Origin of the sequence: Angustibacter sp. Root456 (assembly GCF_001426435.1) — a bacterium.
In the GTDB taxonomy this organism is placed as follows: domain Bacteria; phylum Actinomycetota; class Actinomycetes; order Actinomycetales; family Angustibacteraceae; genus Angustibacter.
Genome location: NZ_LMER01000014.1, coordinates 158,171 through 173,958 on the forward strand (window position 1 = coordinate 158,171; position 15,788 = coordinate 173,958).

Consider the following 15,788-nt stretch of genomic DNA (forward strand, 5'->3'; position numbering starts at 1 on the left):
GCGCTAGGCACGCACGCGCAGCGCCCAGAACGCGACCGCGCTGGCGGCCGCGACGTTGAGCGAGTCGACTCCCCCGCTCATGGGGATGCGCACCACGACGTCGGACGACGCCACCGTGCGGTGGCTCAGGCCGTGACCCTCGGTGCCGAGCACGAGCGCCAGCCGTTCGGGCGGGTCGGCCGCCAGCTCGTCCAGGGCCACCGAGTCGTCACTCAGCGCCAGCGCGGCGACGGTGAAACCGCTGCGCTGCAACGTCTCCACGGCGGTGGGCCATGGCTCGATCCGCGTCCAGGGCACCTGGAACACCGTGCCCATCGACACCCGCACGCTGCGCCGGTAGAGCGGGTCGGCGCAGCGGGGAGTCACCAGCACGGCGTCGACGCCCAAGGCGGCGGCCGAACGGAACATGGCGCCCACGTTGGTGTGGTCGACCACGTCCTCGAGCACCGCGACGCGACGTGCGCCCGCGATCACGGCGTCCAGGTCCGGCAACGGCGGGCGGTGCATCGCGGCGATCGCACCGCGGTGCAGGTGGAAGCCGGTGAGCGCCTCGAGCACCGGCGGCTCACCGACGTACACGGGCACGCCGTCGCGGTCGGCGTCGGCGACCAGGTCGGCCAGGTCGTCGAGCCACCGGGGCGCCATGAGGTACGAGCGCGGACGGTGCCCGGCCTCGAGAGCCCGCCGGATCACCTTGTCGCTCTCGGCGAGGTAGAGCCCCTCCTCCGGCTCGCGCGTCCGGCGCAGCGCCATGTCGGTGAGCTGGGTGTAGTCCCGCACCCTCGAGTCGTCTGGGTCGCTGATCTGGATGACCATCAGCTGGTCAGCACCCGGGCGATGGCGACCAGGCCCACGACCACGATCAGGCCGCGCAGCACCGTGGGCGGCAGCCGACGTCCGAAGCGCGCGCCCAGCAGGCCACCGACGAGCGAACCGGCGGCGACGAGCCCCACCGCGGCGGGGTCGATGTGGTCGCGGGCCACGACCGCGAAGGTGACGGCGGCGACGCTGTTGACGACGAGGGAGAGCACGTTCTTGACCGCGTTCAGCCGCTGCATCGACTCGGGCACCAGCGAGCCGAGCAGGCCCATGAGCAGCACGCCCTGCGCCGCCCCGAAGTAGCCGCCGTACGCGCCGGCCCCGAAGGTGCCACCGAGCAGCAGCGGCTGGTGCAGGCGGTGCGGCCCGGCGTCGGGGTCGGCATGACGCTCGAGGACGCGCGCCTGCAGCCGCGGCTGGAGCACCACGAGCACCAGCGAGATCGCCAGCAGCACCGGCACGATGGCCTGGAACGCCGCCGCGGGAAGCCACAGCAGCAGCAGCGCCCCCGTCACCGACCCCAGCAGCGACATCGGCACCAGGCGCCGGATCAGCGGTCCCTGGCCGATCAGCTCACGCCGGTAGCCCCAGGTGCCCGACAGGCCACCGGGCACCATGCCGATGTTGTTCGAGACGTTGGCGGTGACCGGCGGGAAGCCGAAGGCCAGCAACGTCGGGAACGTGATGAGGCTGCCGGACCCCACGATGGTGTTGATCGTGCCGGCGGCCACACCCGCGGCGAAGATCGCGAGCAGCTCGTACCAGGGCACCGGACGACTCTAGCCGTGCACTTCGGGTCCGAAGTGCACGGGTGGGCCGGCTCAGGGGGTGGGGGGACGAGGCTCCTCGCCAGGCTGGGGACCCGACGCGTCCTCGACGTCGCCGAGCAGGCCGGGGTGTCCCGGAGCGCGGCCGGGCATCGGGCCGGGATGCACGGTGGTCGACGCCGCACCCTCGGCCTCGGCGCTCGCGCCGGCCGACTCGCGGCGCGCCTGGGCCAGTGCCTCGTTGGGGTCCTGCAAGGTGGCCCCACCCAGCAGGTCGTCCTCATGGGGCCCACCCGGCGCGGCTGGCCGCGCGCTGGCCCCCGCGGCACCGTCGTCCGACGGCTGGAAGCGACCGAGGACGCCGCCGATCCCCTTGAGCGCCTCGCCGATCTCGCTGGGGATGATCCACAGCTTGTTGGAGTCGCCCCGCGCGATCTGCGGCAGCATCTGCAGGTACTGGTAGGCGAGCAGCTTCTGGTCGGGGTCACCGCGGTGGATCGCGTCGAAGACCTGCAGGATCGCTCGCGCCTCGCCCTGGGCGTTGAGGATCGCCGCCTGCGCCGTGCCCTCGGCGCGCAGGATGTTCGACTGCTTCTCACCCTCGGCGGTGAGGATCTGGGACTGCTTGACGCCCTCTGCGGTCAGGATCGTCGCGCGCCGGTCACGCTCGGCCCGCATCTGCTGCTCCATGGAGCCCTGGATCGACGCGGGCGGGTCGATCGACTTCAGCTCGACCCGGTTGACGCGAACGCCCCACTTGCCGGTGGCCTCGTCCAGCACGCCGCGCAGCTGGCCGTTGATCTGGTCGCGGCTGGTCAGCGTCTGCTCGAGATCCATCGAGCCGACCACGTTGCGCAAGGTCGTGACGGTGAGCTGCTCGATGCCCTGGATGTAGTTGGCGATCTCGTACACCGCGGCCTTGGGCTCGGTCACCTGGAAGTAGATGACCGTGTCGATGCTCACCACGAGGTTGTCGGAGGTGATGACCGGCTGCGGCGGGAACGACACCACCTGCTCGCGCAGGTCGACGATGGCCCTCGGCTTGTCGACGAACGGGATCAGCAGGTGCAGGCCCGCCTCGAGCGTGCGCGAGTAGCGGCCCAGCCGCTCGATGATGATCGCGGTCGCCTGCGACACCACCCGGATGGTGCGGATGATGACGATGATCGCGAACAGCACCAGCACCGCCAGGACGACGAGCACCGCCGTCTGACCTGAGTTCATGACCTCTCCGGTTCCCGGCCGGCCGCCGTCACGACGGCAGTGGCCCCCTCGATGGAAACGACCCGGACGGGCTGCCCGGGCAGGATGGTGTCAGGGCGGGTGCGTCCGTCGGTGCGCGCAGACCACACCTCGCCCCTGAGCTTGATCCGGCCGCCGGTCTCCGTCACCGTCTCGAGCACGCGCGCCTCGCGGCCCACCAGGGCGGCCGTGCCGGTGATGGTGTCGGGCCCTTGGTGCAGGCGCCGCACGAGCGCTGGACGCAGCAGCCCGATGAGCAGCAGCGCGACGGCCACGGCGGCGAGCACCTGGAGGACGAACGGCGCCCCGAGGCCGGCCACCAGCGCCCCCGCCAGCGCGCCCACGGCCAGCATGATGAAGATCAGGTCGAACGTGGCCACCTCGACCGCGGCCAGCACGAGCGCGACGGCGAGCCAGGCCAGCGCCGGGTGCTCGGTGATCCAGGTCATGGTCCCCTCCACAGAGCGTCCCGGGTGTGTCGCACCCATCAGACGTGCCGGGGGCTCGGCTGGGTTCCCCCGGATGGCTCACCCTCCCACGCTCGTGATCAAGTGGGCCAGCACCCGCGCCGATGCACCGGACGTGAGCCTCGCGACCCCGCTACGCCGCGGTGCGGCGCTGGCGCTGCTGGTGCTGCTGCTGGCACCCGCCGGCCGCGCCGAGGCCGAGGACGCGGCGACGGCCCGAGAACGAGCCACCGCGGCCGCGCAGCGGGTACGCGACCTCACCGCCCAGCTCGACACCGCCGACGCGGCGCTGGCGCAGACGGTGAGCCAGGTGGGCCAGCAGGTCAGCGGCTTCCTGCTCGACGACGAGGCTCGCGTGGCCGCCGAGCAGGCGGCCGCCCTGGCCGCCGACCGCAGTGCCGCCTCGGCCCGCGCGCTCTACCTCAGTGGAGGTCAGGCCGGCCTGCTCAGCTCGCTGCTGGAATCCGGCGACGTGAGCGAGCTGTCGGCGCGAGCCGAGGCGGTGCAGCAGGTGCTGTCGTCGGCGCGCGCGACGGCGGACGACGCCGCAGCCCGAGCCAAGGTGGCGGCCGACGTCGCGGCGCGGTCGCAGCGACAGACCGACGCGGCCGTGGTGACAGCCGCGCAGATCGCGCTGCGCGTCGACCAGGCGCAGGCCCTGGTCGAGGCGGCTCAGGCCACGCTCGACGGGCTCTCAGCGCGGGCGCGCACGCTCACCGAGGCCGAGGACGCCGCCCGCGCGCTCGCGCAGGCGCGAGCCCGCATGGCCGCGGCACAGACCCAGGCACTGAGCCGGGTGCGCGCCCAGGCGCCGCCCGCCGTCTACTTCGATCTCTACCACGCGGCCGCCCGGACCTGCCGCGGCATGGACTGGACCCTCCTGGCTGCCGTCGGTCAGGTCGAGAGCGGTCACGGACGCAACAGCGCCGTCAGCTCAGCGGGCGCCGTCGGGCCGATGCAGTTCATGCCGAGGACCTTCGCGGCCTACGCCGTCGACGGCGACCACGACGGCCGCCTCGACCCGTGGGCACCGGCCGACGCCGTGTACACCGCGGCCCGCTACCTCTGCTCCGGCGGCGCGGGCTCGCCGTCCGGCGTGCAGGCGGCGCTGCTGCGCTACAACCACGCGCAGTGGTACGTCGATCTCGTGCTCGCGGTGCAGACGCAGCTGCGGGCGGGACCCTAGCGGGCTCGAGCCGTCCAGCGGTCGCCGTGCCGCTCGAGCACCAGGGGCAGGCCGAACGTCGCCTCGAGGTTGTGCTCGGTGAGCGTGAGCTCGAGCGGGCCCTGGGCGATGACGCGTCCCTGGCGCAGCAGCAGCACGTCGGTGAAGTGCGGGGGGATCTCCTCGACGTGGTGGGTCACGAGCACGAGGGCCGGGGCGTAGATGTCCTCGGCGATCTGGCCCAGGCGGCGCACGAGGTCCTCGCGCCCGGCCAGGTCCAGCCCCGCGGCCGGCTCGTCGAGCAGCATGAGCTCGGGGTCGGTCATGAGCGCCCGGGCGATCTGCACCCGCTTGCGCTCGCCCTCGCTGAGCGTGCCGAACGTGCGGTCGGACAGGTGGGCCACGCCGAGGGTCTCGAGCAGCGACTGGGCCCGGGCGTGGTCGAGCTCGTCGTACCGCTCGCGCCAGCGGCCCGTGACGCCGTACGAGGCGGTGACCACGACGTCGCCGACCCGCTCGGAGGCCGGGATCCGGTCAGACAGGGCCGCGCTGGCCAGACCGATCCGCGGGCGCAGCTCGAAGACGTCGGACGTGCCGAGCACCTCGCTCAGCACTGCGGCCACCCCACGCGTGGGGTGCATGCGCGCCGACGCGATCTGCAGCAGGGTGGTCTTGCCGGCACCGTTCGGACCCAGCACGACCCAGCGCTCGCCCTCGCTGACCTGCCAGCTGACGTCGTCCAGCAACGTGTTCGAACCACGGACGACCGTCACGCCGGCCAGCTCGAGCACGTCACTCATCCAGGCTCCTCGACTCGGCTGCGCAGACCGTACGGCCCGACCCTATGACACCGGCCGCCGTACCCTGGTGCGGTGACTGCACTGCCGCGCTCGGCGAGCCTCGCCCTGTGGGCGGCCCCGGTGCTGGCGGGGCGGGCGCCGCTCGACGCCCTGGTGCGCGCGGTGCAGGGTGACGACGAGCCTCACGCTGTCGACTCCGACGACGCCGACGGCCTCGACGCCTGGCCCCGACCGACCGCGCTCGGTGAGCTCGTCGAGCGGCTGGGCGCACGTGGCGTACGCGGCCTGCGACTGGTGCTGCCCGTGCCCGGCGACCCCGCCGGCCTGCCGGGGCCTGCGGCGGTCAACGAGGCGGCGCTCGACGCCGGCGAGTGCGTCGTCACGGTGGGCGGCCCACCGCTGGCGCTGGTGCCCGAAGTCGTGGAGTTCGGCTCGGCGTACGAGCTGGGTCACCAGGTGACCTGGCACGTGCTCGCCTGCGAGCCCGCCGTCGCGCCCCCGGCCACGAGCGCGAGCGACGCCGAGCGCGAGCTGCGCCAGGCACTGTTGACCGCGACCGACGTGCTCACCGAGCTCGACGTCGGCCGCTGGCGCCCCGACGCCGCCGAGCAGGTCGCGGCGCTGCGCCGCCCGGCACCCACCGGCCCCCTGCCCGCCTCGTGCTCGCCGCGCGCCGTGCGGGTGATCGACCTGGCCTGGCGGGTGCGCAGCATCGTCGAGCTCGCTCGCGAGGACGACGGCGCCGCGGTGAGCGGCTGGGAGGCGACGCGTCGCGCGCAGGAGCTGCGCGGGCTCGACACCGTGAGCCGGCGCGCGCTGGTGGCGGCGGTGAACGACGGCGAGCCCGTCAGCGTGTGAGCTCGCCGGCGACCTTCTCGTAGAGCTCGGCGGTGCGCTCGGCGATGGCCGCCCAACCGAACTCCTCGACGGCGCGCCGGCGGCCGGCGAGGCCCATGGCCCTGGCCTCGTCGGGGTCGGTCACCGCGCGCACGAGCGCTGCCGACAGGTCCCGCACGAAGCGGTCGGGATCGAGCGGGCGGCCCGTGCCGTCGTCCGACTGCTCGATGGGCACGAGGTAGCCGGTCTCGCCGTGCACGACCACCTCGGGGATGCCGCCCGTCGCCGTGCCGACCACCGGCAGCTCGCACGCCATCGCCTCGAGGTTCACGATGCCGAGCGGCTCGTACACCGACGGGCACGCGAAAGCCGTGCCGGCAGACAGCAGCGCGACGACGTCGTCGCGGGGCAGCATGCGGTCGATCCACACCACCCCCTGCCGCTCGTGCCGCAACCGGCCCACGAGCGACTCGACCTCGCGCATGATCTCCGGCGTGTCCGGCGCACCGGCGCACAGCACCAGCTGGACGTCGGGCGGCAGCGCCGCCGCAGCGCGCAGGAAGTACGGCAGCCCCTTCTGGCGAGTGATGCGCCCGACGAAGACCACGCTCGGTGCGTCCGGGTCGACGCCGAGGGCCCGCACGGCGTCCGGGCGCTCGCGGCGGGCCCAAGCCTGGGTGTCGATGCCGTTGTGGATGACGTGCACGCGGTCAGGGTCGACGTCCGGGTAGCTGCGCAGGACGTCGGCGCGCATGCCGTGGCTCACCGCGACGACGGCGGCCGCGCTCTCGTAGGCCGTGCGCTCGGCCCACGACGAGACGGCGTACCCGCCGCCGAGCTGCTCGGCCTTCCACGGCCGCAACGGTTCGAGGCTGTGGGCGGTCACCACGTGCGGCACGCCGTGCAGGAGCGAGGCGAGGTGGCCGGCGAGGTTGGCGTACCAGGTGTGCGAGTGCACGACGTCCGATCCGGCGCAGTCCTGGGCCATGGGCAGGTCGACACCGAGGGTCTGCAGCGCGGCGTTCGCGTCGGCGAGGTCCGGCAACGGCGCGTAGGCGGTGGTGTCGGGCTCGTCGCGCCGCGCCCCGAAGCAGCGCACCTGCACCTCGATGCCTTCACGCGCCCGCAGCGCTCGGACGAGCTCAGCGGCGTGCACCCCGGCTCCGCCGTAGACGTCCGGTGGGTACTCGCGGGTCAGCAGGTCGATGCGCACGCTCGCCACGGTAGTGGCGCGGAAGGCCGCGAGACACCCCTCGCGGCGGGGGTGCCTGAGGGCTAGGTTCCTGCCATGCCGACGCGTTCGCGGGACCCGAAGGTGCTGGTCATCGTGCTGGCCGGAGGCGAGGGCAAACGGCTCATGCCGCTCACCGCCGACCGCGCCAAGCCGGCCGTGCCGTTCGGGGGCATCTACCGGCTCATCGACTTCGCGCTGTCGAACGTCGTGAACTCCGGCTACCTCAAGTGCGTCGTGCTGACGCAGTACAAGTCGCACAGCCTCGACCGCCACATCACCACCACGTGGCGGATGTCGAACCTGCTGGGCAACTACGTGACGCCGGTGCCGGCCCAGCAGCGCGTCGGCAAGCGGTGGTACCTCGGCAGCGCCGACGCGATCTTCCAGAGCCTCAACCTGATCCACGACGAGCGCCCGGACATCGTCGTGGTGGTCGGCGCTGACCACGTGTACCGCATGGACTTCAGCCAGATGGTGCAGCAGCACCGCGACTCCGGCGCGGCCGCCACCGTGGCCGCGATCCGCCAACCGATCGGCCTGGCCGACCAGTTCGGCGTCATCGACGTCGACCCCGGCGACCCACGTCGCATCCGCGCGTTCCTCGAGAAGCCGACCGACCCGCAGGGCCTGCCCGACTCCGCCGGCGAGGTGCTCGCCTCGATGGGCAACTACGTCTTCACCACGGACGCGCTCATCGACGCCGTGACGCGCGACAGCGACCGCGCCGACAGCAAGCACGACATGGGTGGCGACATCGTCCCCGACTTCGTCGCCCGTGGTGAGGCCGGCGTCTACGACTTCAAGGACAACGACGTCACCGGCTCGACCCCGCGCGACCGCGACTACTGGCGAGACGTCGGCACGCTGGACTCCTACTACGACGCCCACATGGAGCTCGTGTCGGTGCACCCCGTCTTCAACCTCTACAACTACGACTGGCCGATCTACACCAACTACGGGCCGTACCCGCCGGCCAAGTTCGTGCACGGCTGGCACGGGCGCATCGGGCACGCGGTGAACTCCAACGTCTCCCCCGGTGTCGTCATCTCCGGAGCCACGGTCGAGAACTCGGTGATCTCGCCCGGCTCGTACGTGCACTCGTGGTCGAGCGTGAGCGACAGCGTGCTGCTCGACGGGGTCGAGGTGGGGCGGCACGCCGTCATCCGGCGGGCGATCATCGACAAGAACGTGGTGATCCCTGAGGGCGCGCGCATCGGCATGGACCCCGAAGAGGATCTCGCACGGGGGTTCACGGTCACCGAGTCCGGACTCGTCGTCATCGGCAAGGGCCAGCTCGTCACCGCCTGAGACGGTCTCGCGAGAGCAGCTCCCTCGCGCGGCCGCAGAGCCATGATGTTCTGGAGCTCAGCTTCGGGATCCTCGCCACCGGGTCCAGATCCTGACCTCGCCCAGGGGGGCACCGCGCCCGCTGGGTACCCTCGGCGCGTGATCGAGGTGCCGCCGCGCAGCACGGACGAGCCCACGCTGCTCGTCACCCTCACCGGTGACGACCGCCCGGGCGTCACCTCCGCCCTGTTCAGCGCCCTCGCCGCGACGCCGGCCACCGTGCTGGACGTCGAGCAGGTGGTGGTGCGGGGGCGGCTCACGCTCGCGGTGCTGCTCACCACGGGTGGCAGCGACGCCGTGCGGGCGGCGGCGCTCGACGTCGCCGACCGGCTCGACATGAAGGTGCGCTGCCGCCTGGGCACCGGTGACTCCACGCCCCGCCGCGAGGGACGCCTGCACGTCACGCTGCTCGCCGCGCCGCTGCTGCCCGCGGCTGTGGCCGCAGTAGCGCAGGAGCTCGCGGCCCAGAACGCCAACATCGACCGCATCCGCCGCATCTCGCACTGGCCGGTGACCACCATCGAGATCGACGTCTCCGGCGGCGACGTGTCGACACTGCGCCGTGCGGTCGCCGCGGCTGCCGCCGCCCACGGGGTCGACATCGCGGTCTCGCCGGCCGGCCTGGCCCGCCGCGGGCACCGGCTCGTCGTCATGGACGTCGACTCGACGCTGGTGCAGGGCGAGGTCATCGAGATGCTGGCGAGGCACAGCGGGCGGGAGGCGGAGGTCGCGGAGGTCACCGAACGCGCGATGCGCGGTGAGCTCGACTTCGCCGCGAGCCTGCACGAGCGCGTTGCGTGCCTCGAGGGCCTGCCCGCGACGGTGCTGGACGACGTCCGCGCCGCCGTCCAGCTGACTCCGGGAGCGCGCACCCTCGTACGCACGCTGCACCGGCTCGGGTTCACCGTGGCGCTCGTGTCGGGCGGCTTCGCCGAGGTCGTGCGGCCCATCGCCGACGGGCTCGGCATCGAGCACGTGGAGGCCAACCGGCTCGAGGTGGTCGACGGGCGCCTCACCGGGCGGGTCGTCGGTGACGTCGTCGACCGGGCCGGCAAGGCCGCGGCGCTGCGCCGGTTCGCCGACGCCGAGGGGCTCCCCCTGGCGCGCACCATCGCGATCGGGGACGGCGCCAACGACCTCGACATGCTGGACGCCGCGGGTCTCGGTATCGCCTTCAACGCCAAACCGGTCGTGCGCGAGCAGGCCGACGCCGCGGTCAACGTGCCCTTCCTCGACGCGGTGCTCTACCTCATCGGCATCCCGCGCGAGGAGGTCGAGGAAGCCGACGCCGAGGACGCCTGAGGCTTCACGCCCGTGGGACGGCGAAGTCCACCAGCCGGCAGGTCCGCGGGCCCAGTGCCGCCCACCCGCCTGCCAGGCGGAGCGTGGCGACTGCCGACGTGCGGAAGCCGTCGACCAGGCGTTGGGCCGCAGGCGGTTCGGCCTCGGCTGCGAGCAGCTCCACGAGCGCCGACTGCGTCGGCTCGTGACCCACGACGGCGACGACGTGGATGGCGTCGGGCAGGTCACGCAGCTGGCTGAGCACTGTCAGCGGCTGAGCCAGGTACAGCGACGGGCGGACGTCGAGAGGTGCGTCCACCTGCAGCGCGCCGGTCGCGAGGTCCCAGGTCTCACGGGCTCGCGTGGCACTCGAGCACAGCACGAGGTCGATGGGCAGCGCGTGTGCGGCCAGCCAGCGTCCGAGCGCCGGTGCGTCGCGGCGTCCCCGATGGTTGAGCGGCCGGTCGTGATCAGTGCCGCCCACGCTCTGGTCGGACTTGGCGTGCCGCACCAGCAGCAGCGTGCGTCCTGCTCCGCGCTCAGCCACGCTCCCAGTCTCCCCACCCTGCCGTGATCATGCACGCCAGCCCGCCCCAGGTGCGCTCGCGTGCATGATCACGGGAGGGGTGGGGGGTGCTCGCGGTGGTGGGAGGGCGCCAGCTCGCGCAGGCGGTCGAGGTCGACCGCCTCCCGCGCCGCCACGGCCACCCGCGCCGCCGTCACCGCGGTGAGCGTCGAGGTGCGGCGCCCACCCTGGAGCAGCGCTCGCTCGCCCAGCACCGCGCCGGGCCCGACATCGGCCAGCTCCTCCCCGTCGACGTCCACCCGCAGCACGCCGTCGAGCAGCAGGTAGACCTCGTCGCCGATCTCGCGCTGGCGGGTGAGGACGTCCCCCGCAGCCAACCGGCGCACCTCAGGTCGCCGGCCACCGCGCATGATCTGCTCCGAGAGCTGCCGCTCGAGCTCGGACTCGGCAGCCGTCACGAGCGCGGGTGAGTCCTGCGCGCTCCATGGCGTGCGCTCGCCGAAGGAGTGCGCGACCCAGGTGGACTGGTCGGTGAGCCCGCTCTTGGCCTGCAGCCGAAGGTCGGTCCCGAAGACCCAGTGCCGCGGGAACGCGCTGGCTCCGCTCAGCTGGACGTGGCTCGAGCCGTCCGCCCGCAGCGTCAGCGTGAGGGTCGTCCAGACGATCGGCGCGTTCCACTGCACGAACGGCGGGTGAGGCACCGGCCGGGGCAGGGGCACGCCGGTGCGGCCGCCGACCGTCTGGCTCAGCCGCACGCTGTCGGCCTCGACCACCGGCTCGGCCGTGATCGCGGGCAGCGACATGGCACGGAAGGTCGCACCCACGCCTGCGACCCGCACCGTCGTCGAGCCCATGACCAGACCAGATCCCGGCCCGAACCCGCCGGCGACGACCCGTCCGCCCTCGACGTCGGCCCATCCGCGCAGCAGGTTTGCGAACCGGAAGCGGTCGTCGCGGCACAACCGGTGCAGGTGCTCCTCGTCGTCGAGGGCGTCCGGCGGCGGCGGGTCGTAGTGCGCCAGGCCGACGTCGAAACCGCGGCGCAGCGCACCTCCGACCGACTCCGACGGGATCCACGACACCGAGGCTGCAGTGGCTTCGACCCGCATCATCGCCTCCCTGACGTCACGCCGTCGCCGCCATTGAAGACCCCGGGCGGTCGGATCGTCCCGGCTTTGCCCAAACCAGTCGTTGCGGCTGCACGAAACTTGCCGGGATCCGGCCGCGCCGGCCCGTCCGGAGCCCTACGGTCTCACTCATGACAGGGGGCGCCGCCTTCGATGGCCCCGCGCGCACGGCTGCCGACGAGTGCGCTGAGCTCGACCGCGCGATCGCCGCGCTCGAGGCGCAGCGCGACGTCCTCGGCGACGACGTGGTCGACACCGCCCTGCGCCCACTTCGCGATCGGCGCCAGCGCGCCGAGCGGCAGGTCAACGGCGAGCAGCGCAAGCTGGTCTCGGTGCTGTTCGCCGACCTCGTCGACTTCACCACGCTCTCGCGCGGCCTGGACGCCGAGGACACCCGGGCGGTGGTCGCGGCCTACTTCGACGCCTGGCAGAAGGTCATCACCACTCACGGCGGGGTCGTCGAGAAGTTCATCGGTGACGCCGTCATGGCGGTGTTCGGGCTGCACCACGCCCACGAGGACGACGCCCAGCGGGCGATCCGCGCCGCCCTGGCGATGCGCGACGGCCTGCCCGCGCTGAACGCGACGCTGGTCGAGCGCTACGGCGTCACGCTGGCGATGCGCGTCGGGGTCGACTCGGGCGAGGTCGTGGTGAGCACGCTCGACGAGCGCGTGGGCACCGACTTCGTGGTCGTGGGCGACACCGTCAACCGCGCGAGCCGGCTGCAGGCGGCGGCGCCGCTGAACGGCGTGCTCGTGAGCGCGGACGCCCACCGCCCGGTGCGTGGGTGGTTCGCCGTCGAGCCGCTCACGGGTTTGCACCTGAAGGGCATCGACGAGCCGGTCGACGCCTTCGTGGTGCGTTCGGAGCGCCCCCGCGGGTTCCACCTCGACCGCGCCCGCGGCGTCGAGGGCGTCGAGACGCGCACCGTCGGTCGCGACGTCGAGCTGCGCCAGCTGCAGGAGCTGCTCTGGGACACCGTGGAGGACCGCCGCTTCACCGTCGTCACGGTCGTCGGGGACGCCGGCGTCGGGAAGTCACGCCTGCTGCTGGACTTCGACCGCTGGCTCGGCGAGCGCAGCGAGGACGTGTGGTGGTTCCGGGGCCGCGCCACCGCCTCGGACCAGAACCGCGCCGGCGCCCTGCTGCGCGACATGATGGCCACGCGATTCGGCGTGCAGGAGAGCGACCCGCCGCCCGTCGTGCGAGCCAAGGCCGAGGCCGGTGTGCGCCAGGCCTTTCCCGACGAGCCGGCCGCGACGCAGCACGCTCGGACGGTCGCCGCGTGGCTGGGCTTCGAGCTGGACGACGTCGGGCCCAGCCTCCCGCGCGAGCCGCAAGCCCTGCGTGACCAGGCCACCACCTTGCTCGGCCGCTACTTCGCCCAGCTCAGTGAGAGCGCGCCCGTCGTGATCCTCGTCGAGGACCTGCACTGGGCCGACGACGGCTCCCTGCGCTGGCTCGACGCCGCCGCGGACGTCCTGCGCGAGCGGCCGGTGCTGGTGGTCGCCACCGCGCGGCGCACCTTGCTCGAGCAGCGGCCGTTGTGGGGCGAGGGGCTCGAGCACCACCGCAGGCTGGGCCTGCAGCCGCTGTCGCGCCGCGAGAGCCGCGCGCTGCTGCGCGAGCTGCTGCAGCACGTCCAGGAGCTGCCGTCCAGCGTCGTCGACCTGGTGGCCGACGCGGCAGAAGGCAACCCGTTCTACATCGAGGAGCTCGTCACCTGGCTCGTGGACGCCGGCGTCATCGAGCGCGGCTCTCCGCACTGGCGCGTGCGAGAGGACCGCATCGGCGCCGTGGCGGTGCCCTCGACGCTGCGGGGTGTGCTGCAGGCGCGCCTCGACGCGCTCACCATGGCCGAACGCGTGGTGCTGCAACGGGCGTCGGTGGTCGGTCGTGTCTTCTGGGACGACGCCGTCGACCACCTCGACGACGGCACCGCGGCGCCGACCTCAGCCGCCCTCGACCAGCTGCACCGCCGTGAGCTGGTGTTCCAGCGTGAGCAGTCGGCGTTCGACACCGCCCGGGAGTTCCTCTTCAAGCACGCGCTGCTGCGCGACGTGGCGTACGAGGGCGTGCTGCGGACGCGTCGGTCGGCCTACCACGCCCAGGCGGCGCGCTGGCTGGTCGAGGTGACCGAGCGCACCGGGCGCGTCGACGAGTACGCGGCACTCATCGCCGAGCACCTCGATCGCGCGGGTGATCCCGCCGCCGCGCGGTGGTACCTGCGGGCCGCGTACCACGCGAGGTCGATCCACGCGCTCACCGAGGCGGTGCGCCTGCTCACGCGCGGGATCGACCTCAGCGCGGACGCCGAGGCTCCGCTGCGGTTCGACCTGCTCGCGGCCCGCGAGCAGGTGCTCGACCGCATGGGGGAACGCGCCAGACAGCTCGCCGACCTCGACTCCATGGCCGAGATCGCCCGGCGGCTGGACGACCCGGGGCGACACGTGGTGCTGCTCGCCAGCCGCTCACAGGCGGCCTTCGAGAACAGCGAGTACGACCGGGCCTCCCAGAGCGCTCGCGAGGCGGCCGAGGTGGCGGCCCGTGCCGGTCTCGTGCGCGAGGAGGCCGAGGCCCTGCTGTGGTGGGGCAAGTCGTTGACGTGGCACGGTCACAACGTCGAGGCACGGCGGGTGCTCGACCAGGCCCTGCGCCGGGCCCGCGACGCCGTCGACCAGGGCCTGGAGGCCGAGACGCTGCGGTACCTGTCGATGCTCTCGGGCAACCAGGGCGAGTACGGCACGGCGCTCGAGCTGCTGCACCAGGCGCAGGAGGTGCTGCGCGAGTCCGGCGACACCGAGGCCCGCAGCGTCGTCCTGGCCCAGACGGCCACGGCGCTGTTCCAGCTCGGGCGGTACGCCGAGGCCCAGGCCGTGCTGGAGCAGGCGCTGCCGGTGTTCCGGCTGTCCGGCCACCGGTACCGCGTGGGCATCGCCCTCGGCAACCTGGCGAGCACGGGCCTGATGCTGCGCCGGGTCGCCGAGGCGCGGCGCTGGTGCGACGAGGCCATCGAGATCTCGACGGCGCTCGACGACCGCGAGAGCCTGGCGACCAACCTCGACGTGCTCGCCCAGCTCGACGTCGTCCTGGGCCGGTGGAACGCGGCGGCGGAGCGCCTGAGGGCCGCCTTGACGGTCGCCGACGCGGTTCCCGCCACGGCTCTGCAGACGGACTGTCTCGCGTGGCTCGGCGTGGTCGAGCTGGCCCGAGGCTCGGTCGAGGAGGCCCTCGCGTTCACGCAGCGCGCGGCCGCCACCGCCCAGGAGGGTGAGCTGGTGCTGGAGGCCGGCACCGCCGACCTCGCCCTGGGCCGCGTCGCGACGGCAGCCGGACGATTCGACCTCGCGCAGAAAGCACTCACCCGAGCGGTTCGCCGCTTTCGCGGCCTCGGGCTCGCGGCCGCTGCCCGCGAGGGCGAGGCGGGGCTGGCGGCGGTCGACGTCGCGAGCGGTCACGGGGCCGATGCTCTGCGCCGGGTGGAGGCTCTGCTCCCCCACCTCGACCTCGACGGGCTCACCGGCAGCTACCGACCGGAGCTGGTGCTCGAGACGTGCTGGACGGTGCTGCAGCACGAGCACGACCCGCGAGCCGCCGAGGTCGCGGAGGCCAGCCGTGCCTACCTCGAGGCGGTGGCTCGCCAGATCGGGGACGAGCAGCTCGCGGCGGAGTACCTCAGCGAAGCGACCCGTGCGCGTCTGCTGAGCCGGAGCGCGCCGCCCGGGTGAGCCGCGGCCTCTCGACGAACACGGGCGCGCTCGGGCGGCCGAGGAAGACGGCGGCCAGCAGCACGAGGTCGGCGACGGCCAGCAGGGTGCCTGGCCCCTCGTGGCCCCCGGTGATCAGCCGGGTCGCCACGATGAACACGACCAGGACGATCGCGACGCCGAGCACCTGCCGCAGTCGCTCGGTGACCGCGGTGCTGCGCGCCAGGCTGCGCTCCAGGGCCATCCGGTGCTCGGACTGCTGCTCGAGCATGCGGATGATCCGGTCGGCCGCGCCGGGCAGCACGTGCTCGTAGGCCTCCACCGTGTCGGCGGGGGGCAGCTCGCCGTCGGTGACCTCGATCGGTGCGGTCGCGGGTTCGGTGTCGTGGTCGTGGTCGTGGTCGCGGTCGTGGTCGGCGACCCGGCCGGCCAACGGGTGGCTCATGGCCAGCACGCTAGCCCTGCAGCG

Annotated in this window: 14 protein-coding genes; 5 read left to right on the forward strand and 9 right to left on the reverse strand. The window is 73.3% G+C overall.

Going from position 1 to position 15,788, the window contains the following annotated elements; all coding sequences use genetic code 11:
- Positions 1-3: 3 nt before the first annotated feature.
- Genes ASD06_RS05925 through ASD06_RS05940 form a run of 4 tightly spaced genes read right to left on the reverse strand, consistent with a single transcriptional unit; the run spans position 4 to position 3,277 of the window.
- Positions 4-816 carry an RNA methyltransferase gene (locus ASD06_RS05925; protein WP_056674526.1) on the reverse strand — a complete coding sequence of 271 codons (813 nt, stop codon included), beginning with the start codon at positions 814-816 and terminating at the stop codon, positions 4-6.
- Entirely contained in the window at positions 816-1,589 is a 774-nt protein-coding gene (locus ASD06_RS05930) for a sulfite exporter TauE/SafE family protein (protein ID WP_056674528.1), read from the reverse strand. The genes ASD06_RS05925 and ASD06_RS05930 overlap by 1 nt, the downstream gene beginning before the upstream one ends.
- Before the next feature lie 51 nt (positions 1,590-1,640).
- Positions 1,641-2,810 carry an SPFH domain-containing protein gene (locus tag ASD06_RS05935; RefSeq protein ID WP_056674530.1) on the reverse strand — a complete coding sequence of 390 codons (1,170 nt, stop codon included), beginning with the start codon at positions 2,808-2,810 and terminating at the stop codon, positions 1,641-1,643.
- The gene (locus ASD06_RS05940; protein ID WP_056674532.1) at positions 2,807-3,277 is read right to left on the reverse strand and encodes an NfeD family protein; all 471 of its coding nucleotides are present in this window, start codon (positions 3,275-3,277) and stop codon (positions 2,807-2,809) included. Before ASD06_RS05940 ends, ASD06_RS05935 begins: the two co-directional genes overlap by 4 nt.
- 133 nt (positions 3,278-3,410) lie before the next feature.
- Between ASD06_RS05940 and ASD06_RS19300 the strand changes: the two genes are divergently transcribed.
- Positions 3,411-4,481 carry a lytic transglycosylase domain-containing protein gene (locus tag ASD06_RS19300; RefSeq protein ID WP_200941909.1) on the forward strand — a complete coding sequence of 357 codons (1,071 nt, stop codon included), beginning with the start codon at positions 3,411-3,413 and terminating at the stop codon, positions 4,479-4,481.
- Here the strand turns inward: ASD06_RS19300 and ASD06_RS05950 are convergent.
- A complete protein-coding gene (locus ASD06_RS05950) occupies positions 4,478-5,260 on the reverse strand; it encodes an ABC transporter ATP-binding protein (protein WP_056674536.1) in 783 nt (260 codons plus the stop codon). The two genes, ASD06_RS19300 and ASD06_RS05950, sit on opposite strands and share 4 nt — an antisense overlap.
- Positions 5,261-5,332: 72 nt before the next feature.
- Between ASD06_RS05950 and ASD06_RS05955 the strand changes: the two genes are divergently transcribed.
- Positions 5,333-6,118 carry a hypothetical protein gene (locus ASD06_RS05955; protein ID WP_056674537.1) on the forward strand — a complete coding sequence of 262 codons (786 nt, stop codon included), beginning with the start codon at positions 5,333-5,335 and terminating at the stop codon, positions 6,116-6,118.
- Here the strand turns inward: ASD06_RS05955 and glgA are convergent.
- Complete coding sequence (gene glgA, locus ASD06_RS05960) at positions 6,108-7,310, reverse strand: glycogen synthase (protein WP_056675061.1); 1,203 nt, start codon at positions 7,308-7,310, stop codon at positions 6,108-6,110. The genes ASD06_RS05955 and glgA overlap by 11 nt on opposite strands.
- A gap of 75 nt (positions 7,311-7,385) precedes the next feature.
- Here glgA and glgC point away from each other — a divergent pair, with 75 nt between their 5' ends.
- Together glgC and serB are read left to right on the forward strand one after the other, a co-directional pair.
- The gene (glgC, locus tag ASD06_RS05965) at positions 7,386-8,639 is read left to right on the forward strand and encodes a glucose-1-phosphate adenylyltransferase (RefSeq protein WP_056674539.1); all 1,254 of its coding nucleotides are present in this window, start codon (positions 7,386-7,388) and stop codon (positions 8,637-8,639) included.
- 45 nt (positions 8,640-8,684) lie between these two features.
- Complete coding sequence (serB, locus tag ASD06_RS05970) at positions 8,685-9,980, forward strand: phosphoserine phosphatase SerB (RefSeq protein WP_082537806.1); 1,296 nt, start codon at positions 8,685-8,687, stop codon at positions 9,978-9,980.
- A gap of 4 nt (positions 9,981-9,984) precedes the next feature.
- On the opposite strand, the gene ASD06_RS05975 is transcribed toward serB, so the two are convergent.
- Both ASD06_RS05975 and ASD06_RS05980 read right to left on the reverse strand, forming a co-directional pair.
- The gene (locus ASD06_RS05975) at positions 9,985-10,506 is read right to left on the reverse strand and encodes a histidine phosphatase family protein (RefSeq protein ID WP_056674540.1); all 522 of its coding nucleotides are present in this window, start codon (positions 10,504-10,506) and stop codon (positions 9,985-9,987) included.
- A 68-nt stretch (positions 10,507-10,574) separates the two neighbouring features.
- Positions 10,575-11,594: a cyclic nucleotide-binding domain-containing protein gene (locus tag ASD06_RS05980; RefSeq protein ID WP_162248046.1), complete on the reverse strand. Its 1,020-nt coding sequence runs from the start codon at positions 11,592-11,594 to the stop codon at positions 10,575-10,577.
- A 149-nt stretch (positions 11,595-11,743) separates the two neighbouring features.
- On the opposite strand from ASD06_RS05980, the gene ASD06_RS05985 reads away from it, so the two are divergent.
- Positions 11,744-15,340 (forward strand): adenylate/guanylate cyclase domain-containing protein, encoded by a 3,597-nt coding sequence (locus ASD06_RS05985; protein ID WP_056674543.1) that lies wholly within the window; start codon positions 11,744-11,746, stop codon positions 15,338-15,340.
- On the opposite strand, the gene ASD06_RS05990 is transcribed toward ASD06_RS05985, so the two are convergent.
- Positions 15,288-15,764 (reverse strand): DUF2335 domain-containing protein, encoded by a 477-nt coding sequence (locus ASD06_RS05990; protein WP_056674544.1) that lies wholly within the window; start codon positions 15,762-15,764, stop codon positions 15,288-15,290. The genes ASD06_RS05985 and ASD06_RS05990 overlap by 53 nt on opposite strands.
- Positions 15,765-15,788 lie beyond the last annotated feature (24 nt).

Bases quoted from the DNA above. Each gene is read 5' to 3' on its own strand.
- ASD06_RS05925 (WP_056674526.1), bottom strand. From the start codon at position 816: ATGGTCATCCAGATCAGCGACCCAGACGACTCGAGGGTGCGGGACTAC.
- ASD06_RS05935 (WP_056674530.1), bottom strand. From the start codon at position 2,810: ATGAACTCAGGTCAGACGGCGGTGCTCGTCGTCCTGGCGGTGCTGGTG.
- ASD06_RS05940 (WP_056674532.1), bottom strand. From the start codon at position 3,277: ATGACCTGGATCACCGAGCACCCGGCGCTGGCCTGGCTCGCCGTCGCG.
- ASD06_RS05950 (WP_056674536.1), bottom strand. From the start codon at position 5,260: ATGAGTGACGTGCTCGAGCTGGCCGGCGTGACGGTCGTCCGTGGTTCG.
- glgC (WP_056674539.1), top strand. From the start codon at position 7,386: ATGCCGACGCGTTCGCGGGACCCGAAGGTGCTGGTCATCGTGCTGGCC.
- serB (WP_082537806.1), top strand. From the start codon at position 8,685: ATGTTCTGGAGCTCAGCTTCGGGATCCTCGCCACCGGGTCCAGATCCT.
- ASD06_RS05980 (WP_162248046.1), bottom strand. From the start codon at position 11,594: ATGCGGGTCGAAGCCACTGCAGCCTCGGTGTCGTGGATCCCGTCGGAG.
- ASD06_RS05985 (WP_056674543.1), top strand. From the start codon at position 11,744: ATGACAGGGGGCGCCGCCTTCGATGGCCCCGCGCGCACGGCTGCCGAC.
- ASD06_RS05990 (WP_056674544.1), bottom strand. From the start codon at position 15,764: ATGAGCCACCCGTTGGCCGGCCGGGTCGCCGACCACGACCGCGACCAC.